General features: G+C 43.3%; 10 protein-coding genes. 7 read left to right on the top strand and 3 right to left on the bottom strand.

From position 1 onward, the window contains the following. From ACHKAR_RS00080 to ACHKAR_RS00070, 3 genes are all read right to left on the bottom strand, one after another. The coding region (locus ACHKAR_RS00080) for a lectin-like domain-containing protein (RefSeq protein WP_395415664.1) at nt 1-8,229 on the bottom strand (8,229 nt) is incomplete at its 3' end. Nucleotides 8,230-8,448: 219 nt separating this feature from the next. Continuing rightward, complete coding sequence (locus tag ACHKAR_RS00075; protein WP_395415663.1) at nt 8,449-11,673, bottom strand: FG-GAP-like repeat-containing protein; 3,225 nt, start codon at nt 11,671-11,673, stop codon at nt 8,449-8,451. Beyond that, nucleotides 11,673-13,598, bottom strand: a complete 1,926-nt coding sequence (locus ACHKAR_RS00070) for a PorP/SprF family type IX secretion system membrane protein (protein ID WP_395415662.1) — start codon at nt 13,596-13,598, stop codon at nt 11,673-11,675. Before ACHKAR_RS00070 ends, ACHKAR_RS00075 begins: the two co-directional genes overlap by 1 nt. A 230-nt stretch (nt 13,599-13,828) precedes the next feature. On the opposite strand from ACHKAR_RS00070, the gene ACHKAR_RS00065 reads away from it, so the two are divergent. The 7 genes from ACHKAR_RS00065 to ACHKAR_RS00035 form a co-directional block, all read left to right on the top strand. Then, the gene (locus tag ACHKAR_RS00065) at nt 13,829-14,626 is read left to right on the top strand and encodes an outer membrane beta-barrel protein (protein WP_395415661.1); all 798 of its coding nucleotides are present in this window, start codon (nt 13,829-13,831) and stop codon (nt 14,624-14,626) included. Between the two features lie 291 nt (nt 14,627-14,917). Next, entirely contained in the window at nt 14,918-18,184 is a 3,267-nt protein-coding gene (locus tag ACHKAR_RS00060; protein ID WP_159585270.1) for a cyclic nucleotide-binding domain-containing protein, read from the top strand. A gap of 29 nt (nt 18,185-18,213) precedes the next feature. Then, on the top strand, nt 18,214-19,719 hold the full coding sequence (locus ACHKAR_RS00055; protein ID WP_395415660.1) for a DUF4062 domain-containing protein: 1,506 nt from the start codon (nt 18,214-18,216) through the stop codon (nt 19,717-19,719). Nucleotide 19,720: 1 nt separating this feature from the next. After that, nucleotides 19,721-22,981: an nSTAND1 domain-containing NTPase gene (locus ACHKAR_RS00050; protein ID WP_395415659.1), complete on the top strand. Its 3,261-nt coding sequence runs from the start codon at nt 19,721-19,723 to the stop codon at nt 22,979-22,981. Nucleotides 22,982-22,984: 3 nt separating this feature from the next. After that, complete coding sequence (locus tag ACHKAR_RS00045) at nt 22,985-24,094, top strand: outer membrane beta-barrel protein (RefSeq protein WP_395415658.1); 1,110 nt, start codon at nt 22,985-22,987, stop codon at nt 24,092-24,094. 7 nt (nt 24,095-24,101) lie between these two features. Next, the gene (locus tag ACHKAR_RS00040) at nt 24,102-25,412 is read left to right on the top strand and encodes a hypothetical protein (protein ID WP_395415657.1); all 1,311 of its coding nucleotides are present in this window, start codon (nt 24,102-24,104) and stop codon (nt 25,410-25,412) included. 97 nt (nt 25,413-25,509) lie between these two features. Then, nucleotides 25,510-26,171, top strand: a 662-nt coding sequence (locus tag ACHKAR_RS00035) for a hypothetical protein (RefSeq protein WP_395415656.1), incomplete at its 3' end; no start/stop codon positions are given.

The raw sequence follows: 26,171 nt of genomic DNA, 5'->3' as shown, positions 1-26,171 counted from the left end.
ATCTACTTCCAGGATTTGGATCGATCCATTGTCAGCATTACAAGCAGTGACATCAGAAACGATGTAGTCTACTCCAGGAGTTGTGTTATCAATGATCGGATTAGCCGCAGGAGTGCTAAGGATATCAAACTCGAGGGTATCGGCACATGCATTAGCGTTGTTCTGCATGATGAGTGTGTAAGTACCTCCAGGGATGTTTCTGATGATTGTATCACTATCAACGACCGCATTGGGTAGCTGAGTTAATAGCGCATCTCCGGCATTGGTAGAAGCGCCATAGAACCATGTGAAGGTATAGTCTGCAGCGACCCCCGCATCCGGAGTGATCTCGATGGCCCCATTGTAAGAGTTACCACTGGTGACGTATGTGGTATCACAAACGGTATTGTTGGTGGTTTCAGATCCAGCCCCGATAGGGTTGAGGGTAGCTGAAGGAAGCACAATGGCGTCACCAATGTTAATATTATGTCCACTAAACTCACAGTTTGTGCTTGGGTTAACTGGGATAATGCTATATCCGCCCTCTGTTAGATTGGTAATACTGTCAGTAGTATAGGTATTGACGAAATCTCCGTCTCCATCATATACATCAAACTCATAATCACCAATATTGCCTGGGATACCATCTTCGGTGAGTGAATTGATTTTATAACTACCATTGCTCAAAGTACCGCAATCAGTTACTCCATAGGCTGTTCCAGATAATGCAACCACAGGCTTGTTAACTAGCAGGTTTACTTCATCGATGGCATAACAAGAACCATCGGGATCCTGAAGGTCAGTTACTTTGACGGTATAGATTCCTGCAGCACGCCCATTGAGAACAGGGTTCAGGGTGTCTATGCCATTGAGTTCCGTGCCATCAGCACCAACTCCAGAACCAGCATAGAATTTAAAGGAGTAATCACCACCATCATCATTATTGATAACAGCAGTAAGAATTCCGTCAGGAGTGCCCCCAGAGCATGCCGTTGGTTGTTGTGTAACAGTCAGCTCTGCGTCAATAGCGGTAAGCTCGTCTTCCACGGTGAAAGTTTCGGTATCCGAAACACAACCCGTGGAGCTATTGGTAACAGTTAACGTATAATCTCCCGGTCCAACACCGCAAATAAAGGGTACATTTCCACCAATGGAGTTACCAAGGTTATCCGTCCATGCAAAATCGTATTCACCAAGGACAGGTTCGAGAAAGACTGCTTGATTATTGACAGAACCTCCAGTAGAAGAAGTGAAGCCTCCGATTACCTTGGATTCGCCACCAAAAACATTATTAATTACATCTCCCGTATATATGAATCTCAGTGAACCTTCGACCCAAAGTTCAATCACCTGATCAGATCCCGATTGGGTTACAAGGATCGAAACATCAAGTGTGTCTCCATCTTCAACGTTAGTTTTAGAAGCGTGAATTTGGGGTAGGCTTCCCATACCAATACCCAACTCAGTCGTAGTAATATTTCCGTTGAAGAAGAGATTGGTGTGGTCGTAGCTTGGGTCACTTGATCCATTGTCCCATGTGTCGAATTCAATTGTTACGGCAGGTTCAATTTTGTTAAATGAACCACCCCCCAAGACTTGACCTACTCCAAGGTCGCCTCCAACACGACCTCTAGCATCATATCCCCTTGGATCACGGTGCATGGTAAAGGCAATTCCGTCTGCACCATTGGCATCTCTGCTTCCCAATAGAATTCTGAAATCTAACCTGAGTGGCTTAGCCAGATCAATGGAATCCCCTAACCATATTCGTCCAAATTGATTGTTGGTCTCTGTGGTGAGCTGAAATCCATTGGCACCTACTTCTGTGGCGTTGTCCAAAACAGAGGTGTTACAGGAAGAAATATTCTGGAAGACCTCATCATTGGCTCTTCCATTAACTACAGCATTATTCAGGTCAATGGCTGCAACAATAGATCCGTTAGGGGAGTCAGAACATGTAGTGTTATTTCTTACTTCACTTTCACTGAGGACTATGATTGGTTGAGCGGGTACATCTTTGATTTCAAAGCTAAACTCATTCACACAACCATTGCCAAGGTTGGTCATCTCAAGGGTGTATTTTTTTCCGGTAGGGGAGCCCTCCAGGTTGTAGGCACTCGCCTCGTTAATCACATCATCACTGGTAGTGGTATTGGTTACCTGAGTACCTCCGGTACCCACACCTTCATACCACAAGAATTCATAATCGGATACTACTCCGGTGACAGGAGAAACCACAATTTCACCATCGTAATTGCCTGCTACTGCCACATCACAGACGGTATTGTTCGAAACACTAACAGTGTTGATCTGTGGATTGGCCGGTGAATAAGCTACCACTCCCTGGATGGGGTCTGAAGAACATCCGTTGGGCCCTACAGCCACAACGGTGTAGGTCATGTTTGTAATGTTAGAGATGCTGGAAGTAGACTCACCTGACGGTGTGCTTCCGTTGCTGGTGCCATCTACGGTGATATTCTGTCCTGAGGTGCCACTTCCTTCATACCAGGTAAATGTATAACCACTGGCGTCAGGGTCAACTACAGCACTGCCATTGAAAGAAACATTGACAGAAACCCCACCAGTAGGACCGGTGGTTCCTGTTGGATCACAGGTCGTATTCGGGGTAAGGGTATTGATAGTCAAAACAGGTTTGACAGGGGTTTGACTCAAGGTGATATTGGCTGTAGAAGTGACGCAACCAGTTTCTGTATCAGTAACCACCACGTAGTAGGTAGCGCTTGGAAGGTTGGTAGCGGTACTTTGGTCACCATCATTGGATGCAGCCACTTCGTTTCCGGGTGCTACAGAGCCCAAATACCACTGAAATGAATAATCAGGTTCTATATAAGTAATTCCCGGATTGTCCGGATCCTGCACATAAGCTTCAATAGAACCACCACCCGCGGTAGCGTTACATCCTGTGGCTGGAGTAACCTCTGAAGTGACCACATTCGGATAAGCCGGATCATCGATGATAGTTTTGGTTTGAGGAGCAGTTTCGCAACCAGTAAGCTTGCTTTTCGCTACAACCGTATATTTTCCTCCCGCCAGTCCGTTAAGGACATCAGAAACGGTGTCAGCCACAATCAGCGGAGCACTTGTGGTTTCTCCGGCGTAAAAGGTGTAAGTGTAATCACCGTCAGTTCCACTTGGCATGTTCACATTTAAAAAGCCAGAGTTGGAAGAACAGTAAACATTGTTGATGGCTGTGATGGAGCTGATGGTAGGTGTTGTGGAAACATCAGAAATGATTACATCTTTGTAGAAGTCACAGAGAATGTCATCATTGGTTACCAGTATTCTATAGGTTCCATCCGTTAAATCTGTGTAGGTAAATCCTGTATTGCCGTTAGCAACGGAGGTAGTCCCCAAAGAGCTGCCTGGATCCAATGTGGCGCCATCGAACAATTCGAATGTATAGGAGGATGGTTCAGAATTATCTGAATAGGCCTGTACAAAAATTTGTCCGGTTCCGGTAGCATTACATCCTGAGTCGTTAGTGATTGAGGTGATGATGGATGGTTCATCCACAATATCAGCTATCGCAAAAGCGAGGGTTCCGGTAGAGCAATCTGTGTCCAGATCGATTACCTCTATGGTGTAAAAACCAGCGGAAAGCCCTGTGAAAACTGGACTGGAGGGTGATGTAATGGTGGAAAGTTCTGTGTCAGTTGAATAACCATCATACAAAATGTACTCATAGTTGCCTCCATCCGGGTCAACCTTTCCTGTGAGATCCATGCTTCCATTGGGGTTCGCGGGATCACAAGTGGTATTGTTTTGAGCATAACCTAGCGGGCAATTAATATCCGAGGTAACATAAGCGATAGTCCCTTGTGCCTGCAGTTGTACAGTACCATTGTAGAATGCCCCCGATTGACCTGTATTTACATTCACGTTTGAATTCACACCTGTTGCTCTGTTCGGAATACTGGCCCCATCACTTACATCAGAAAGCCCATCAAAATCGTAGTATACAATTAAACCAGTCTCTGTGCCCACGGTCTCTGCACAAACGGCTTCATTAATTTCCAATGGCGTAAAGGCCTTGTTGAAAACTCTCAATTCATCAAATCGGCCTTCAAACTTATTAGTACCCAAATTTCTATCCCTTGCGACATACATTTCTGTACCCGCGTTCAATAGGCCATTTCCATTCCCCAGGTAATTGTCTGTACCTAGCAATACGCCATCTGCATAGATGGCCATATCACCCAGATTGCCATCACCGTTCAAATCCGTCAAGGCAGACCAGACTCCGGTCAGTTGTGTCCATCCTGTTGGTTTATAGTTGGTGTTGATTCTTCCACGGGAGCCGTCTCCTTGTGTTTTTACCACAAAAGCCAACCCGTCAGTGTTATCTGTCCAAAGAACTACTTGATCTTCTCCTGTTCCTCCTGAGGAAAAAATAAGGTGGTCATTCAGGTAGTTTTCATTAGCCAGATATACCCAGTAGGAGATGGTAATTTCTTTCCATCCAGCAATGGCTTGTGGAATTTCTATCCATGATTTGTTGCTGAAATTGATGGCACTCCCTGCATCCACAGAGGTGATAAAATTAAATTCTGGAGCTGAGGATTGCTCCAGGATTTCAAATGTTCTTTTGACCGTACAGCCACCTTTCTTCACGGTTACACTATAAATCCCATCAGGGAGTCCGCTGGCAGTAGCTCCACTTACAGAGGAACCGGGTACAGCTCCGGGTAGTTTATTGGCATTAGCAGTGGTTGTACCCACATACCAAGTAAAAGTATATCCACTTGTTGTGCCGGCCCCATCACCGTCAGCAGAAGCTGATCCATTGGAAGCACCGGTTTCGCATGAGGTATTATGTTGATTAATCGTGACAACTGGCTGAGGACCCGTAGAATTGTCATTGATCGTGACCGTTACAGGGTCACCGGGACAACTCGATGCTTTTTCAATTGCTCTTACAGTGTAATTGCCCGCAGCCAATGAACTGATAGCGGCAGTAGTATAGTCAGGGGTAGGTTTCAAGGTAGACCCTACATACCATTGGAAATCGTAATTAGAAGTGTTACCCCCAATGGAAGCGCTGGCTGCACCTGTGCCTCCACAAGTGGTGATATGAGTAAGTGACACATCGGGTACCGGAGGTTGTGAGAGCGAAGATGAGACTACTTCTGAGCCAGTCATCACACATCCGCTGAGGGTATATTCCACCTCGACAAAATATCCAATTGCTTCAAGATTACTAAGTATGCTACCTGCACCTATGGTGGTACCACCTGCATCCGAACTCAATGTCCATGTGAAGGAATAACCCACTTCTAGGGTGTCAAGAGGATCGCCGCTACCATCAGTCTGCGTGTAAGCAAAAGCTCTTAACTCTCCATCTGGATCGGCACAATCAGTAAGTGGACTTAATTCATAAACATGTACCTCAAAGTCGGGCACGTCATCTAAATCAATGGTGAGATTGACTGTATCAGAGTAGCAGTTGCCGTCTACGGTGTACCCTACCACTGAGTAGTTGCCATCCGCCATGGTGGGGTAGGTAGACCCACTAAACAACACCGTAGAAAAGTCACCCTGATTATACCAGTAGAATTCAAAACCATCTACATCTGTAAATTTTTTGGTGGTAGGGCCACTTGTTCCTGTTACACTCACATTGTCCAAGGTGAACTTTTCATCATTGGCAGTGGTGTGCATTGTCACTTTTATTTGAAGCGTATTGGCATTTATGCCGCTAACGGTCGCCTGCTTGTATTCAAAGTCACCATAACCTTCAGAAAGCAAAACAAAATCCGCATCAGTGTTTCGCTTATAATAGACACGCATCACATCCCTGGATTTACCTGATGCCTCCATATCTCCTTCAGAAATCATGTCTGCGGAAAAAGTAACGTCTGTGTGATCAGAAATATCTATGACCTCAGAAAGCCAGGTTACCGGCTTATCTTCATTGTTACCCCCTGAATTCCAAACTCTGAAGCCGGAGTTATTCACGCCATAAAAAGTGGGTGATCCTGCAGCTGAGGATGACCACTGGGAATCTCCCGAAGTATCATTCTTATCTCCATTGAGATCAGGGTCATTGAAGTCTTCAAACCAAACGGTCTCTACACCACCACCAATGGTTCCGTCGAAATAAGCCTGTGCCTGTCCATTATCTGGTTTGCTTGGGTCGCATTTCTGATTGTCTTTTAGTTTATCTACCGTAAGGGTAAAGGGTGTGTGGGTAACACTCACACTTGCTATGTTGTTATCTGTCTCGCATTCGGGGATACTTGCAGAATAGGGCGTGATCGGAGGTGTTTGACCAAAGTCATTAACTGAAATGTATAGATCAAAGTCTCCACCAATACCATCCACATCCAAAGTGATAGTTCGGGTTTCTCCTTCCACAAAGTTGAGTAGTACAACTATCTCAGTATTGAGTTTGGTGGAGTTAGCAGTAAGCGGGTCACCCGCATAAAATGTGACCGGTAGTGATCCGGAAATATCAGCATCACCTGTGTTGGATATATCAAAAGAGACAGAAAACTCTGTAGCGGGGCAGTTGGATGCCGTTGCAGTGATACTGGTGCCATCCAGATCAATATCAGGACTTACATAGGATGGACACCCTGTTTCATCCACAAAAGGAGACTGGTTCAAAAAGGTATTAAGGAAACGGTTAGGGCCCGTGGTACATATATCGGTAGAGAAGACAGCTGTATGATCCTGTTGACTAAGGGGTACAGTCAGGTCATCATTAATGTTCACGTTGAAGTATGCATGCTGGTTCCAGACCGATCGAGATGGCTGCCATGCCTCTCCATCCGCACCAAATACCCTGATGTGAGAATACTGAGTATTGGCATAAGGGTTGAAAGGGGTAGCATCGCTGGTATAACAGGAGACACATATTTCCGAAGCACCATCACCGTCAATATCTGCAACGATGGGGTATTCTTCTTGCGTTCTGGAGATACAGGGGAGAGTCTTTCTCGTGCTGCCGTCGGTACCATCTATGATCAAAAGGGCCGACTCAGACCGGTAGATGGTTTCAAAGGCGCCATCACCATCAAAGTCAAACAGTGAACAACCAGTAAAACCAGAAGACCCCTCTTTAACGGCTTTGGTCCAGAGGGGTTCAAAAACTCCTGTTACAGGATTGATGTGAAGAGAGTAAAGAACCTGATCTGATACATAGGTGGCATTAAGAAAACCGTCGCCATCTGTATCCCCAATATTGATACGTCCTGTACCACGCACAAAGTTGTTTCCTGCATCCTGATATACCTTTACCTCACCATTGGCAATGTCCCAGAAAAAAACTGAGGTTGTACTCCAGTATCCTGAACCCAAAGCCCCTGAAGTCAGAACATCAATATTTCCATCAAGGTTAAAATCTGCTACAGAAATGGCTGACCATTGATCATCCCAGGATGAATAGTATTTTGGGTGATAGCTTCCTGAATATCCACTAGCGGCAAGATCCGTATCCATATCCGCTACCCGTGTGAGGGTACCGGCCGCAAGATCTACGGACCAGATATCGTCACCTGTGATCAACTCCAGATCTGAGTCACCAAAAACATCCACTGCAATAGGGCTATGAACGAAATCCTTATCCCAGTTGCCACTACCTGTTACTAAAATGGCGCCAGTTAGGGCATTTCTGATCTCGTTTTTATAATAGAGTTCAACGTTACCATCACCATCAAAGTCCGCGACAGCAGGAAGTCCAATATTATTTCTGGAGGAGGTCCCTCTCCATTTTTCTACCTGATTGCAGTCATATACAATGATGTCATTGCCCACATTTTCTACAATAATCATTTCAGCGCAATCATCATTTTCCAGGTTAGCCAGTACAATTGAATTTTCAGGTTCAAAATAGAGACCAATTTGAAATTCCGTCTGACCAGTTACCCCATCAAGTACAGAAACTGTTCTGGCTTGCCTGTTTGTTACCACCACCTCTGGAGTGCCATCCTGATCGATGTCCCCAATAGCAGGTAAAGCATGACTATTGGCGGTTTCGTCAGCAGAAACCCATTCTGTTCTAATAGCGAATGTTGGATTTTCGGTGGGCTCCTCTGCACATAATACACTGTTACCAAAATAGAATTCTGAACAACTGGCTCCACCTGCACAGTCTCCATCATAACAGTCTATATATCCATCACCATCGTCATCCACACCATTGGTGCAATTTTCCTGACCAAAGGCATAAGAAATCGACAAACAAAATAATATGGAGAAAGATAGGAGGTGGTTCCTGTAATTTTTCATAGTTAAAATGGTGATAGAATTATGCATAAATACAGTCTGGCGTGCGTAAGTAACCCATTGGGCAATGTACGAAAACGACCTGAAAACCAAAAGGTATTATCGACGAACCAAAAGTAATAAATAAAACAATGCATAAATATATTAATATATTATTGGATTATATTAATATAATATTCTTGATTTAATCAAAATAAGTATTTGAATTGTAATATACGATGATTACCGGGCGAGGAGAATTGATCCCGTCATGTTGTATCTGGAGTTATCGCACTTCATAATAAAATAATAAATTCCTTCAGGAACTTGTGTGGATCCGTTGTTGAGATTGCCATTCCAAACACAATTGTCTTGAAAAGGAGAGGATCCTTTGAAGACGTAAGCACCTTTTTGATCCACAATGTAGACTGTACATCCTTCCAGGCTGTTGGTGTTAAGTATTTCCCAACATTCGTACCCCAGGCCATCGCCATTGGGGGAGAAAGTCTTCCTGGCAATTACACCTGGAGTTTCTATTACAAGGGTAGCGGTCGTTTCACAACCGTTAACTGCATCGGGTCCGGTAAGTGAGATGGTCGTGTATCGCTCACGAGGGTAGGCGGTAACTGTTTCAGAAGTTGTATTGTCAAGTATCTCCGAAGGTTCCCAGTTATAGCTCGAACCATTTTGCGCAGTAAGGGAAATCGTAGAGACACCATCCGCAAGATTAACGGTATCATCCTCTATTGTTGCCTCTGAGGTAGTTATTCCCACTCTGGAATTGGCGTAGTTAGAGACGGTCACTTCAGACTGCACCTCACAACCAAGATTGGTAACCATGTCCACGGTAATCGTGACATCTTCTTCGTTTGCTGCAGTCTTGGCATAGGTGAAGTAAGATGTATCCCCCGTAGACCAGTTGTAAGAGATATAGTTTTGAGGAAGTTCGAGCCTTAAACTGTCCAGTGGGCATTTTTCTGAGCCTTCTGGTAAAATGATATCAACTTCCGGAATGTCAGAAATGGTAATGGTTTTTGTGAAATCATCAGCACAGGACTCCACTGTTTCGTAGGAGGTGCTGAGGGTTACATCATAAGTGCCGGGAGTATTGTATGTATGGGTGGTTGTCGGTTGGTCATCTGTTGTTCCATCCCCGAAATCCCACTCATACTGCAAATCAAAACCATTTTGTCCGGTACTTGTGACACTAAAATCAATGGAAACTCCAACGCAGATTTCATCCACGGAGGAGAAATTGCTTACAGGCAAGGCCACTGCATTCACGGTATAGGCTGAGCTTTCTTTGTCACATCCGCTGGCATCTGAGATGACCGACACGGTGTAGTCACCTGATAAAGATGCCACAAATGTATTTGAATTAGCACCACTAATATCAGTGCCATTCCTCTTCCACTGAAAGCCAAAACCAGAGTAGCTTGGTACTTCTAGTTCAACTGTGGTGGTTTCACAGAAGTCGTCCGCACCATTATTGAAAATACCTACGGTAGGTGGTTCGTCCACGGACACAGAAATGGAGCCAACTTCACTGACACAGCTTCCTGTTTGGAGAACCCTCAATTGATAAATTCCGGCATTGACTGAAGATGCCGCAGCAATCTCCAGGGTATTGGTAGTTCGTGTAGTTTCTGTGCCATCTGGCAAGGTCCAGAGGTATTCGTCTCTGTTGGCGGTGGCTGTAAGGGTGAATGGGTCTCCCGCACAAATAACGCCTGAAGTACTGTTAACAATAGAAGGGGCGGGCGGTGGAGTACCTCCGGTCAGTGTAAAAGTTTGAGTGCCCACATCTGTACAACTTCCATCATTGGCTGTAATGGTTACCTGTATAGTGGCACTTGTACCAGAATTTACAGTCACACTGGTAGTCCTGCTACCATTGGTGTTGATAGTGGCATCCCCCGCGGATACTGACCAGTTGTAAGTGGTCTGCAAAGACCTGGTAGCAGATAGCGTAAAGGCGTTCCCCACACAGAAGGTGAGATCAGAGGGACCAATAGTAGGAGTCAGGCAATTTTGATTCAAGAGTACCGTAAGGTTACCAAATGATGTTGCATCGCTTCTATTGGTGGTGGCAAAGTCTGGTTTGGCGTCCCCGTTGATGTCAAAAACTGTAATATTCCTATTTCCGCCATTGGTGTTGATAGTTTTTACATCAAAGCTAAGCGTGCTTCCTGCTGTGGTGTTTTCCAGAATAGATATACCACCGGAGGTAGAAGTTACCGCAAGGTCTGTGAGTCCATCTCCATCGAGATCAGCTGCCTCCAAACCCCAGGCGTCCTGTGCGTTGGATATGGTAATGGGTGTAGCCTCAAAGCTTACCGTGTTGATTGTCGAAGAATTTAAAAAGATATCGATTTCGTCAGAAACAGAGCTGGTAGTTACGATTTCCTTTTTTCCGTCCATGTTGAGGTCGGCCAGAATCACATTCAGGCGTGTAGAAGTATTGCTCAATACTTGTTGACTCATTTTGATTACACCCGGGCTGCTTTCATTCTGAAGTACATAAACAAAATCGTTTTGGGCAGCAGAGATCGTTACAATATCATTAAGCCCATTTCCATTGATATCTCCAGCATCTAACCCACTGGCATGTACGGCACCTGTCACCGTAATACTCACAGGAGTGTCGAATGTGATAGTAGCGTCAGTAGATATGTTCCTATAAATGAAAATTATATTGTCAGTCTCATTTCCAACAACCAGGTCATTTTTGCCATCACCATCAATGTCAATGATCTTAAATCTTTTCGGATTTCGAATGTTGCCATCATTTTGTTTAGGCAGGATGAATTGATTTCTTGTGAAGCTAATGTTGCCAGCTGTGCTGTTATTGGTGTAAATGGATATGATTTCCTGATTGGATGTGAATACCAGGTCTGGCAGTCCATCGCCATTCAGATCACCACACTCGGTGCTTATCGTAGAAAACCCATTGGCGATATTTGTTCTGGTGAAGCTAGGGGTGGTAAGGGTAGAAGCATTCTTGAAAATACTCACACTGGTTCCGGTATTGTTGGCTACTGCTACATCTTTCAGCCCGTCACCATCAAAGTCACAAGCGCAGAGGTCATAGGTGTACTGCTGTCCTGTGGTGAAGTCAAATTGGCTTCCTACTGAAGTCACCTCAAAACCACTGCCTGAGAAGCTCGGAGTAAACACTTGACTGGAAGCACCTGAAAGCCCCGTGGATTTATCCAAAACCAGAACGGGTCCATAGGTAGCAGAAGAAGGAACCGTCACTTCTATGAGGGTGGTCGTGGTGTTGGTGATGACTGCAATACCACTACCGAAATTCACCTGCATGTTGCCGGGAGAAAAACCCGAACCTGAAATGCTCACGGTTTCTCCTACAGTTCCAGAGGTCTTATCTATGTTATTTACAAATGGACGCTGCTGTGCCAAAATAATGAAACTGCATATCGTCAATCCAAAACTAAAAAGGTATTTCATTATTCGTTAACCGTTAAAACCCACACTTTAGACAAACCTGAAAGGTTCTTCACTCTGTTTTTCTCTGAGATGACTCTTTGCAAATTGCTCGAATTGAAGATGACCACATAGTAGTACCCTCGAGCACTCAAAAAGCCAACTTTGGTATCATGAAATCCCCGCTCAAAAAGGATGTCACTTAGGTCCTCTGCATTTTGGAAGCTTCCAAAAACACCTGCTACTACGTAGTTACCAGCCGGAAGCTCGAGAAGATGGTTTCCTCTTTTGGCCACCTGATGTTCATCTGATTTTGCATAGTCGTCCAAAGGCCTGAAGTCATCTGTCAGTTCAGGGTCACCCTTGGCGATCTCCACTTTTTCTTCTTGAGTAGGTTCTACTTTGGGGTCTTGCTTTACAATAGGCTGCTCCTCAATCACTTCTACTTCAGGCTCTTCCACCACTGGTTCTTCTTTTACAGGAACCTCTGCCTTGATGGATATTTTAGCATCTTTCATGGCATGAGCTTCAGCTGGATTGTGATCAATGGCCTCTGCCGCACTTTCTGAGAGTATTTCATCCCAGATAATGAGCGTCTCCTTTCTATCACCATCTATGGTTCGTATCCACTTGATGCCAGCTTCTCTTTTACCGTCGGGCCTAGTGCGAATAAGGGGCTCATCGTCAGGGTTGGCGATTTCGTAGGTTTCCTCCTTGGCTCCCGGTGGGGGTGGGGGAAGCCAGCTAAACACCACTTCTTTTTCTCCTTGTTCATTTACCCTGTCAAATTTAATTCCACGTTCTTTTTCGCCGAATTTATTGATGCGCTCTACTGGCTCATTTTCTTTTTCATAATTCCAGTTATTAGTTGCCTTCACTGGCTCTTCCTTCTTGGCTCCTGCAAGAAGACCTAGTTCGTCTTCATCCTTGCTGGATTGCACGGGCTGTCTGCTTTTTTGCAGGGCCTGGAGTTGCTTCTGACGCTCAAGTTCTGCTTCCCTGGCTCTTTCCTCTGCGGATGTTCTGTGACTCTTGATGAAAGAGGATACATGCTCCGCATGATCCTTTTTAGAACCTAAATGATATCCGATATGAATTTCGTGTGTTGCGCCCAGAAGGGCTGCGGTATTTGGGTTTCCATATTCATAGGAATAACCAACCCCCATCCTTTCCCAAAACTTGGCACCCAGCAGTCCTACGAAACCTGCGTCTTGCCGGTAGCTGGCACCAACCCACACAATGTGTAACAGGTGAAGGATGACAGTAGCCTCGTACTGATTGGCCAGGTAGGAGTGGTACCTGTATATGAGGTGTGGTTCAATGGCAATGTTGTCACTCAGGTGTCCACGATAGTTAATTTTGAATAGGAGGTTGTCATGAGGTCTTACATGCATGGGGGTGGCACTCTCCGTGGTGAATAGGTCATAACCGAAAAGAGAAGGCAATGACACGCCGACATTGAAGTGGCCGAAATGATAGGCCATACCAAAATCTCCAACCATGAAGGTCTCATTGGTCAATAATCCCTGAAAAGCAGGATCCGTAGGTGAATCAAATTCTCCGAAGTTGAGACTATTATTCCCTGCTCCCAGGGACAACCCAAATCTGATGAAATGCTCCCTGTCAATACTTACAAGGTAGCCTCCTGTCACTTTTCCAGCGCTTTGAGTATACAAGCCAGCCCTTTCATTATAGACCATTGCTCCAAATGCCAATCCACCTTTCAAAGGCACATGAAAATTGGCATGAGAAAGTGATGGAGCACCGTCAATGCCGCCCCATTGTTCTTTGTACATTACAAAGAGTACCGTATGGCCTTCTACGCCTGCATAGGCAGGATTGTAGATATAGGGGTTCATGAAAAACTGATTGTAGACTTTTGGGAGCAGTTGCGAAAAAGTTGCAAACTGAGAAAAGCACAGCAGAATAACCCACAGAAATTTTTTCATACACCTATTTTGAACTTTTAAAATTTCCTGTCTGATTTTCAGTGACACAGACGAAATGAATACAAAACTTAGCTAAAATATTAAATATTTATCGTTTTGCTTTAAATAAGCGCCTTAAATCTGCTAACTCATTGTAAATAGGTGAACTGTAGTTTCTCTATATTTTTTGGTACTTTACCTTGCAATGTGTTTGAGGTTCTTCGTATTATTACGTTCAAAGTGTTATCTCCATGATCAAATATTTCATAGTCGTCTTTTACTTACTATGCTGGACCGGGGCAAATGCCCAGTACTGGTTTGGGCCTAAGGTAGGGGGGCATCGTACAGACTTTGTCTATCAGGAATCCACCTATAAGTCTGATTCATTTGATGTTAGCACTGATTATGGACTTCAAGGCGGCGTTATGATGATCTATCAGGCTTCCGAGAAATATGCAGTGATGGCCGAGCTCATTTATGAGCGAATAAACCGAAAGGTTACCGAGAAGGAGGGTAGTGACATAGAAGTATATAGCAAATCGGTTTACAACTATTTGTCCATTCCGTTTTCTTTAAGATGGGATTTTGGAAGGGAGCCTACTTACTATTATATATCAGGTGGCCCGAAACTAAGTTACTGGTTGGGAGGAACCGGAGAGATTTATTTGGATGAACTTAACGAATCGAGAACGCTTGATGGCCCGTTGCCATATAAGTTTGAGTTCAGCCAAAGAAAAGGTGATATACCTAATCATAGAGCTGTTCCCCAGGCCAATCGCTTTCAGTACGGTCTTCAGGTAGGAGCGGGCGTTTACTTTGATGTAGCCACTGGAGGACGAGTATTGGTGGATTTGAGACATTCATTCGGACATTCGAATATGGGGTTTAATGGAAATCCGAATTTCTCTTTCGATACTTATCAGGAGAATTTTAGATATAGAAACTATACTTTATCACTATCTGTGGCTTATTTGTTTGAATACGATGTGCAGCTTCAGAGAAAGGGGATGAGTACGATTAAGGAAAGTAACAAGCCCAAGAAAAAGTAAAATCAAGGAAAACGACCCCCGGCGAAACCCCCTGATCATCTGAATGATAGAGTGGTCTATCCATCTATGGAGGTAGTAATATTACACCTTCCGTTTTAATCCACTAAAGACCCTACCCAAATTCTGGTATCTTTTATTTTGAAGGCCTTCCGTTGCAACTATTCTCATCAAATAGTTTTAAGTTTGGAGTACAGCCCTAGACAAGACTAAAGTCAATTTTTTATTTTTTGATTGAATACGACCAATATTATTGGTATTTTTATATCAATACATTATTAAAATATAGCTATTGTGATAAAGTCGTTTCTAGCTTTTCTTGGGGGAGAACCCGGTGAAGAGAAGCCTATGTTGTTGTTATTGGGCATGGGTTTTTTCATGGGTATATTTCTCGCTACCTATCAAATTGGTTCAGAGACACTGTTTTTGGATATTCTTGGTGAGCCTTATCTGGATGTGGCTTTTTTCTCAGCCGGTGGTGCGGGTATCATCTCAACGGTGCTATTTGTTTATCTCCAAAAGAGGGTCAATTACTCTTCGCTTGTAGTCGTGAATCTCTTCCTTATTTTCGCTTTTATGGCGGTAATGAGAGCCGCCTTTGAGTGGACGAGCTACGATGGAAGCGAGGGAGGTTTCCAAATATTGCCATTTATCATGTTTGTTATGATTGGTCCGATCACTGCTATAACATTGCTCGGGTTCTGGGGGATATTTGGGCGGGTATTCGATTTACGTGCTTCTAAAAGAATTATTGGAGGAATTGATACTGGTGCTCTGACTGCTACCATTATTGCTTTTTTCTCCATACCGTTCATTACTCAGCTCCCATTTATTGACTCTACATATGATTTGCTCTTTGTATCCGCAATTTCATCCTTTGGGGTCCTCTTTTTTACCATCTGGATCATCAGGGATTTTAATGTTAATAAAGCTACTAAGGTTGAAAAGGGAGATGTTAAACCTGTAGAAGTTAATTTCTTCGATTTGATTAAGGATCCTTATCTGAGGTTGCTTTCGCTTTTTCTCATTTTTTCAATGGGTGCAAGCGTCTTCGTTGACTACACATTTTACTCGGCTACCGAGATCATGTATCCTGATGAGCAGGAGCTTACCAATTTCTTATCCTTCTTTAGTGGGACGGTCATGATTATGAGCTTTCTCATTCAGAGTTTTGTTAACGATATCATTATTGGACGTTTCGGGCTGAAGGTGGCCCTGATGACCATGCCACTGATTCTTATTTTGTTTACAATAGGTGGCATTGTTGCGGGTCATATTTTTGGGTATCAGGTGAAGACCGAGGAGTTTATCCTGTTCTTCATGTTTACAGCCTGTGCAAAGGCATTTACAGCTTCGCTTAAAGATGCTTTGGAGAATCCGGCTTTTAAACTGTTCTTTTTGCCTATCGATATTAAGATACGTTTTGATATTCAGACGCGAATTGAAGGAGTGGTTAACGAGTTGGCTACTTTATTGGCAGGTGCTGCCCAAATCGCGCTTGGGTTGTTGGTGTTTTTCGAACTTATCCATTTTTCATACCTCATTCTTGGTCTTGCAGGGATGGTGGTGTATTTGTCTGGGAAGCTCTTTTCTCAGTACAAAGTTACTCTTCAGAAGACTCTGACCGAACAGAAAAAAGCCCTCAAAGGTGAGGGCGTGAGGAACGAACAGAACACCATCAATGTGATTAGGAGTGAGGTCAGTTCTAAAAATTCAGACAGAGTGATCAGCGGGCTTCGAATATTTGAAAAGTTGGAGCCTATACAATTTGAGTTCACACTTTTGGATTTATTGAACTCAAGAATGAGTAAGGTACGAGAGTACGCTTACAAAAAACTTGATGAGTACTTGGTTTTCGAAGCATTGGATATCATTCGGAAAGATATCAAAACAGAGGGTGATGAAGCCGTATTGAAAGCGGCCACTGCCTGTGTAAAGAATCTTGAAGCTGCGGAAGCCTATGAGCTAAATGATATTAGCATTCGCCAGTTGGTGAGATCCACTGAGGCGAAGGATCGAATCAAAGGGGCAAGACTCCTAGTTAAGTCAAATGAAGACAAGTTTTTGCCCTATCTATCCGAACTTTTAAGAGACATTAATCCACGGGTGAGGATTGCCGCAATGACTACCGCAGGTAAGATTAGAAGGCCGGAAATATGGCCAAATTTGGTCGAAAACCTACATTTGGCTACCTATGGAAACTCCGCTATGTCAGCACTGACTCACTCCGGTGAGGCGGCTTTTCACGCTATCGATACCTCATTTTATAAGACGGGTCAGTATAAGGCTACCATGTTGCGGATTGTTCAATTATTGGGAAGAATCGGAGGAAAATCTGCTATCGATTTACTATGGAAGAAAATTGATTTTCCTGACAAGAAAATAGTATCTGAAATTTTATTGTCACTGAGCTACATTGGCTTTGCCGCTCGTGATTTTCAAGCTGCTCGTATCAAGATTGCGATTGAGTCAGAAATCGGAGACATAGCATGGAATATAAAGGCCGTATTGGATATTCCAGAAGAGAACGAGATTGATATGATGATCAGGGATGCTTTCAGAGAGGAGGATAAGCAAAACTATGAGAACATCTTTATGCTGTTGTCGATGATCTATGATCCCCAGAATGTTACCTTAGTTAGAGAGAATATCCAGGATGGCACCACAGATAGTATCACTTTTGCTGTGGAAATGCTGGACATTTTTGTGGAAGAGGAGCTCAAGCCAAAGTTGTTACCAGTTATGGATGAATTGAAGGTGGACGATCGTCTTGCTAAGCTCCAGAATTACTACCCTCCTGAAGATTTTGAATCCTATTATGATCTATTGCTACAGATTATCAATAGGGATTACAACCGGGTGAATAGATATACCAAGGCCTTGGCTTTTTATCGAATCAGTAATATGACTGGAGTGGAAGTGAGCGACGATTTGATTGCCAATTTATTTAATCCAGATCATTTGCTACTCGAAACAGCCGCTTACACTATCTATAAGCTGGATCAGAGTGCTTACCATCTTCATACTAAACGACTGAAGTCAGGGGTTAAGAAGGAGTTGGATAAGGCTATCGTTCCTCCAGTCTTTCAGGGTGAAGGCGAGGACTATCATCAAAAGTTATTACTGATTGAACGGGTATTACTTCTGAAGGAAGTGCCTGAGTTTAAGCGTGTTTCAGGGGAATTGATTACCTATATCGCGGAGGAGTTGGATGAGATTAGGTTAAATGAGGGAACTACTCTGGTTGATGCTGGAGAATCAGGAAATACCCCGGTATATATTGTGGTAGAAGGTAATGTGGATGTCTATCAGAATGACGTTTTGATTGATCAAAAATCAAGAGGTGGACTTGTGGGACATGAATTGATATTGGATACGAACAAGTTTGAGTATACAGCATTAACGAGAAATCGATGTACTCTCTTGGTATTGAGAAAAGAAGAACTATTGGATCTTATGTCTAAGCATATAGAGATTATTGAAGCGTATTTGAATATTTTGAATCGGGTAGAGTTTGAGGAAGAGGAAGTGGAAATAGCCGATATTTTACTTAGTGTGTAACTTAAAGATGACCGCCTAACCAAAAAGAAATGGATTTTAATAAAGAGATACTTTTATGCTTCTCAGAAGAAGATAACCAGCCAATAGAGGGAGGTCTGAAAGGTTGGGTGTCTAATTTCCATAAGTTTTTATCAACCCTGCTTTCTCAGATTTCAAGAGAAAGCCCTGAAGTAACGTTGGTTTCAGAGTCCAATTATCAACAAGTAGAAATAGAGAAAGCAGCCGTCATAATTGCGGTATGCAGCCCTGCATTCATTAAGAATGAAGCTCTGATTCAACGACTGGATAAGCATGCCGAAAAAGTAAAAAACAACGATCATCTAATAATAGAAGGGGTTTCCAGATTATTCAAAGTACATAAAGGACCTTTCAATGAAGATAAGGTCCTTCCTCATTTGGATAGCCTTATCTCTTATGACTTTTATATGGTGGACCCTTTGTCGGGAGAAGCTCAGGAATTCAAGCGATTTTTCGGAAGTGATGCAGAGCGGTCATATTGGATGAAACTTGTGGATATGGCCTATGACATTAATCATGTTTTGGAATCCAATTTATCCGGAAAATCAGGAACGGCAGCCGAAGTGGTCCCAATGGAAAAAACCGTGTATCTGGCCAGTACTGGAGTTGATATGGTGATTCAGCGAGACATCATCAAACGCGAATTGATTCGACACGGATATAAAGTGTTGCCTCAACACACATTATCCAAAGAGGTAGGGCAGTTAGAGCAAATGGTTAAAGAAGACCTACATAAGTGTAGGTTATCTATTCACCTGATAGGCGAGGATTATGGTTATAAACCAAAGGGATCTGATTTGTCGGTGGTAGACATACAGAATAGAATCGCTTCAAATCATACCTATGAGATGGTGGAATATAACAAAACGGCTAAGGATAAAAGACCATTTAGTCGTCTTATTTGGGTTTCACCAGACTTGAAAAATGTCACAGAAAGGCAGAAGATATTTATTGAGGATCTGAAGAGTGATGCTGCTGCTTTGGAAGAAGCAGAGGTTTTACAAATTACCCTACAAGAATTGAAAGCGATTATTAGGGAAGAATTGGTCACAGGAGGTCGCTTTAATAAGAATAGACGTGAAATCAAGGGGTATACGCATGAGGAAGAAGGAAATGCAAAAATCATTTATTTGATACAAGATAAGATGGATACCTCCAAAACCAAACCACTGAAGGAGTTTTTGGAGAAGTCAGGATTTAAGGTAGTTTCTCCTAGCTACGAGGGTGATTTAGTAGACATTAGATACATCCATCAGGAGAATTTGAGGCGCTGCGATGCTTCCATTATCTATTTTGGAAGTGCCAAAGAGGCATGGATTAAAACAAAACTCCAGGATCTACTTAAGGCTCCCGGATTTGGGCGTGAAAAAAAGCTTCAAGCAAAGGCCGTGTATTTTGACGGTCAGAAAGAAGTCGATTTAGAGCACTATAAGAAGAATAAAGCCATGGTTCTGGGTATGAACGGTGGCTTCAAACCAGAACATCTTAAGCCTTTTCTAACCAAACTAGAAAAATAAAATGAGCGACAAAGACATGAATCTCGCACAAGGTCAGGCTCAGGATATCATAGATATCACTGAACTAATTAATCCATTTCCTGGGTTAAGACCTTTTGGAATTGAAGAAGGGCACCTTTTCTTTGGCCGTGAAGGTCAAAGCGACGAGGTGTTGGTAAAACTGGCAGAGAATAAATTTGTCGGTATACTGGGAGCTTCCGGTTCGGGAAAATCCTCATTTATGTACTGCGGTTTAGTACCCAGTCTTGTGGGAGGGTTTATGACCGAGGCGGGTTCCAACTGGAGAGTGGTCGTGGCACGTCCCGGTGGTGGGCCAATTGACAACCTTGCTGAAGCCCTATTGATTAAGGATAAGGAATATTCAAACCTCTCAGAAGAAGATAAACTTATCAAGAAAACGATTATAGGTACCGTTTTGCGTAGCAGTTCCCTTGGTTTGGTCGAGGTGATTAAGCAGCTAAAAACGGACAATGATCAGAATATGCTGATCGTAATTGACCAGTTTGAGGAACTTTTCAGGTTTCGAAAGCTGGAAGCGGCTACCTCCGATATGGATGAGTCATCAGCTTTTGTCAATTTACTTCTGGAGGCAATACACCAGTTTGATGAGCCAATATATATCACCATAACCATGCGCTCAGATTTTATTGGGGAATGTGCCAAATTCCCTGATTTGACGCAGATGATTAATGACTCACACTACCTGATTCCGCAAATGACAAGGGATCAGAAGAGAGTGGCTATTGAAGGACCTGTGGCTGTAGGAGGCGGTAAAATCGCACCGCGTCTCACCCAGCAACTGCTTAACGATGTGGGTGATAATCCTGATCAGTTGCCTATTCTTCAACATGCATTAATGCGTACTTGGGCCAATTGGGTAGATACCCGAAAGCCCAATGAGCTCATGGACCTAAGGCACTATAATGCTATTGGTACGCTTAGGGAGGCATTGTCACAGCACGCCAACGAGGCCTATGATTCGCTGTCTAAAAGAGAGAAGGAGATATGTGAGGTGATGTTTAAGTCGCTTACTGAACGAGGCAACGAAAATCAGGGGATTCGGAGGCCTACTAAATTGGGAACCATCGCAGCTATAGCCGGTGTGACCGAGGATGAGGTGTCTAGAGTGGTAGAAAAGTTCAGAGAGCCAGGAAGGTCATTATTAATGCCACCTTATGGGGTGCGTCTGGATACGGAGACAGTTATAGATATTTCTCATGAGAGTTTGATGAGGATATGGGACAGGCTGAAAAGATGGTTGGACGAGGAGTCCAAGGCTGCTGAGATGTATTTGAAGCTTTCTGAAGCAGCTGAACGTTTTCAGGAAGGTAAAGCTTCATTGTGGAAAATGCCTGATTTACAACTAGCGATCAACTGGAGAGAGGAGAATCGTCCTACTTTGATATGGGGTCAGCGTTATAATCCGGCATTTGAGAGAACTATGGTCTTTTTGGAAACTTCCGAAAAGGCCTATGTGACTGAGCAACGAAATAAAGAACTGTTGCAGAAGCGTCAGGTAAAAAGGATGAGGCTTAGTGCGATTATCCTTGGAGCAGCGGCGTTAGTGTCTATTTTCTTTGTAGTGTATGCAAACATTAAATCCAACGAAGCTCAAAAGGCTTCAGAGGAGGCCAAGGTTCAGCAGGAATTGGCGGTGAAGAATGCCGAAGATGCAGAGAAACAAGCGGCGTTAGCCGAAGAGCAGGCGGCTCTGGCCAGGAAAGCAGAGAATAAAGCAACGGCTGCCTTAAAGGAAGCCGAAGTAGCCAAAATAGAGGCCGAATTGCAAGCTGATATAGCTAAGAAACAAAAGGCTGAGGCTGATAAACAGAGGCAGGCTGCAGAAGAAGCACAGATTGAGGCAGCGGAAAATGCAGAGCAGGCGAAAATAGAGGCCGAAAAAGCAAGACAAGCTCAGGCAGAGGCACTCGTGGCTAAAGATAATGCTGATAGACTTAGGCTTCAATCTGTTGCTCAATCAATGGCTATTAAGGCCAGAAATATACCCGAAAGAGAACTGAAAGCGGTTGTAGCTAAGCAAGCATATGATTTTTATCAGCAATATGGTGACCCGAATAAGCCATACAATGGGGATATCTATGCCGGGGTTTATTCCGGGCTCGAAGGTGTTTTGAGCACATACTCCGTCAATGATGATGGAGAGAAGGTATTCAAGAATAATGGAGATTCGGTACTCAATCAATACCATGGACATTTACCTGTGACTACCTCTCAAGTGACTGAGGAGAAGATTTCTGTAAGGTCTGTGGTGTTTTCAGAAGATGGAAAGCGAATGTATTCGGCTGGTAGTGATGGGCGTTTGCTGATGTGGGATTATGCCAGTGGAAAAAGAACCTATGTGGAAATTTTTCATAGGAACCACGTGAACCGGGTGGTCAATGTAAGCCCAAATGAGCGCTATCTTGCTCTTGGTACTGATGATAACCACATTTTGGTTGTAGATCTTAAGAATAGAGACTCGGAACCTGTGAGTATTAATGGACATGTGGGCGGTACGGTCTATGATCTTGTTTTCCTTCCAGATAATCTGAGCTTTATCTCAACAGGTGCAGACAGTAGGATACTTTTGCATTCACTGAGAACCAAGGAAACGGTTCAAATAGCACAGACCAGTTCAAGAGCAAAGACCCTTGCCATTTCACCTGATGCAAAGACTTTAGCAGCGGGTACGGAAAGTGGTGAAGTGATGATTATTGACCTGAATGGAACCGATTACCCATCCCGAAATATTTATCGAAAAAATGGCAGCCCGGCGGTACATGCACTTCATTTTAGTAATGGGGCTGATAAGCTCGCTTTTGGTGATGATAAAGGGGACCTCTTTATTTGGGATTTGGTTGAGAAGAAGCAATGGGGACCTAAACTTACCGGATTTACTTCACCTATTTCTGATATTCATTTTAGCCCGGACGATGATCTTTTGGCAGCTACTAGCAAAGATAAGACTGCCAGAATGTGGGATTTAAATAATATTTATGATCTGCCGACAGTTTTTGATGATCACAAAGATTGGGTTTGGTCACTAGATTTTCACCCATCAGGTGAGCAGTTTGCCACTGGTTCTGCTGATGGAATTATCAGGGTTTTTGAGACTAAACCAGATGCCTATGCCGAACGAATTTGTGGGCTGGTTTCTTCTAATATGTCGGAAACTCAGTGGAGACAATATGTAGGTGATCTTAAGCAAATACCATACGAATACACCTGTGACGGACTGGATAAAGGTGATGAAATCGAATAGTCTATGAAGAAAATTTTACTGACACTGATTTGCTCTCTGGCAATGTTGGGAATATATGCTCAAACTTGCACCCAAAGGCTCAATCAAGCTGAAGATGATTATGAAGCGGGGAGACTTTTGGGGATACCTAACCAGATAAGAGATTGCCTGGATTCAGACGCATTCTCGAGTGAGGAGGAGGTAAGGGCAAGAAAACTACTCACCTTGGTCTACATTTTTACTGATCAGGAGTTTAAAGCGGAAGGAGCTCTTATTGAATTATTAAAGGCTGATCCGGAACATCGTCTGAATCCTCAGGTAGATCCCGCAGAACTATTCTTCCTTTATAGTCAATACAGAACATCACCTGTATTCCGTATTTCATTGAGACTTGGAGCAAATTCATCGGATCCTCAGATCATTGGCGTTTATGGAACACAAAATACCGTGGCTGCTCCGTCTTTTTACAATGGGAAAACTGAAAGCGGCGAAAGCTCTTATGCGTTGAATGATTCTACTACGCTGAGTGGTATTGGAGGGTTGGGTATAGGTTTTTGGGGTGAGTTGTTGGTTGAAAGACATATTAAGAATGGTTTTGAAGTTGGGTTCGGAGGGCAATTCAGGCTTTCGAAATACAATGTGGATAATTATTTGAATCAACAAGATTTGAGCACTTCGGTAGTCAATCAACAAGTCTACCTGCGAACACCTTTATTGGCGAGATACACCTTAGGATACAGTAATAGAGATAAGAAATGGTTACCCTATGTTTATGCTGGGGGAGCATTTGATTATTTGCTGTCTGCTGGTTATACCTCTGCTTCCAGAGTAGGAGGTACAGCCTACACTCAAACATCAAGTGATCTCCTGGCCTCAAATCAGGTCAATAAGGTTAATTATTCTTTCTTTGGAGGCCTTGGAGTTAAGTACCGGTTGAAAACGCATTTTTTAACGATTGAAGCCAGGTATGACAACAGTAGGCTCAATTATGTGAACGGAGAGGAACGTTATACGAACTCTGAATCAACTTTTGATTTGGGGTACGTGGAGTCAGATCTTTCGTTGAATTTCATTTCATTCTCAGTTGGGTATACACATTCCATATATAGTCCTAAAAAACTAAAAGAATATTGACGGCCATATGAAGCAATTTTTCTTATATACTCTGTTATTATGCTTTATCTGGAGTTGTACTCCTTCAGATGAGAATAGTCCTGCTCCCACGGAGGTCTTTGTAAAGTACTATGGACAAGGAACAAACGAAGCAGTTGATTTAGCAAGAACTTCAACTGGTGAGATCATCATATTGGGATCCAATATCCAGTCGGAAAGTCAGGATTTTTACTTGTTAAAAGTGGATGCTGAGGGTAATGAAGTTGCCTCAGAGGTTTATGACTTAAAGAGTGGATCTACAGATATTCCCTTAAAAATGAAGTCGTTAGGTTTCAATTCAACCACAGGACTTGACGAATTTCTTCTCGTAGGATACATACAATCACGAGATGCGAGTGGTTTAGATTTCTTTGAAGGAGCCTGGTGTAAAATTGATGCAGATTTGAATATAATAAGCACTGGTTCTGACTCTTCCAGGTTTAATCTGCTTGAGAATGTAATTACCACAGATATCATTCGAACTACTGAAACAGATGGTGTGGAGAAGTTTGTGGTATTGGGACATTCCAGACAAACTTTTGCAGGAGATCCAGTGAGTGATGGGGGATACCAAATATATCTTACCAAAGTTGATGATCAGGGGGAGGTTTATTGGTCTAAATCACACGGATATCTTGGCGATGAGGAATCATTGGCTTTGTTTGAAAATGCTGATAGAAGCTTGGTGATAGTAGGGTCTACTGAAGCAGGTGCTGATGGTCGCAACGTTTACGTCATTGAAACCAATTCACTAGGCACCTCAGATAAGAATGCTCCAAGAATCGTAATTAACAATTCAGTGTCGGGGGCCGATGAAACGCCCACAGCGGCTATAAAATCGTCCTTGGGTTACTCAATTGTGGGATATACCACGGGGGTAAATGGTCAAATGGCAGGATTTCATGTGGCCATAACACCATCAGGAGATATGGTGGCCAATAGTAACAATGTTCTTGAGACCGACTATTCTTTACCATGTCAGGCATTGGCATTGACAAAAACAATATATAACGACTTGATGGTTTTGGGGAGTATCCCAAATTTTAGGGAAACCACAGGAGAGGGAACTGCGGGGGCTAATAAACTTGAGCAAATCTTGCTTATGAGGGTCAGTCCATTGTCTGGCCATATCGAAGGGTTCGATCAAAACTATGGAACCACAGTCGGAAATGATCAAGCCAGGGCCGCCATAACTTTACCTGATGGAGATATTTTAGTCGCTGCAACGATCGATTTCGGTAGCGGTACTTCCATGCTAGGTCTTCTAAGACTGAATAGAAACGGTGAACTGAAAGATTAATTTGTAAGTGCTGGCAAGGGGCGCTTGGCGCCTTTTCGCATTTAGAAACATTTAAAGAATAATTAGAATATTACATTGGTCATAACCGCCTAGTTATATGAAACGAATTTTACTTTGTCTATTAGTTGTGTTAGGATGGAACTGCGCAAAGGCTGCAACGCCGCTTTTTCAGTCCGCAGTAATGAAGACAACCACGACCTTTGAAATCACTTACGATATTAATGTTGCATTCAGTGTGAGTGAAGCAGCATTTTTGACGGGGTTATCTGTAGATGGTAAATCCTTTACCTCTGCAACCATATTGAACAACGTCATTACCGTTACTCTTTCAGCTCCTGTTCCAACGAATTATTCAGCAAATGATCTGATCATTACAGCCGGTACGATTAAAGATGCAATTGCAGTCGAAACAAATGCGGGTGTTTCTGGAGAAACTTTATCAGATGGCGTACCTCCGGTTGTGACCTATTCCGCGATGTTTGATGCTGATCTGAATGGCAAGATAGACAGCATGTCGGTTGTATTTAGTGAAAACCTGAAGACTGGAAGTGGGTTGTTTTTTGCTATAGGGCACTTTGGGATCACTGGTTATTCAGTAGCCTCTATGGATTCTACGAAGCAGGATACTGTTCAGTTTGTATTGACAGAGCTTGCCTATTTTGATACCGATTCGGTAGCCACTATTGACTTTTTAGATCCTTCGAAGTTTGAAGATTTGGCTGGGAATGTGTTGGTAGACACCACTGTGATTGCCAATGA

It is taken from the genome of Marinoscillum luteum (genome assembly GCF_044005705.1).
GTDB lineage: Bacteria > Bacteroidota > Bacteroidia > Cytophagales > Cyclobacteriaceae > Marinoscillum > Marinoscillum luteum.
The sequence above is the reverse complement of the archived record's forward strand: the minus strand, read 5'-3'. Positions and strand labels throughout refer to the sequence as shown.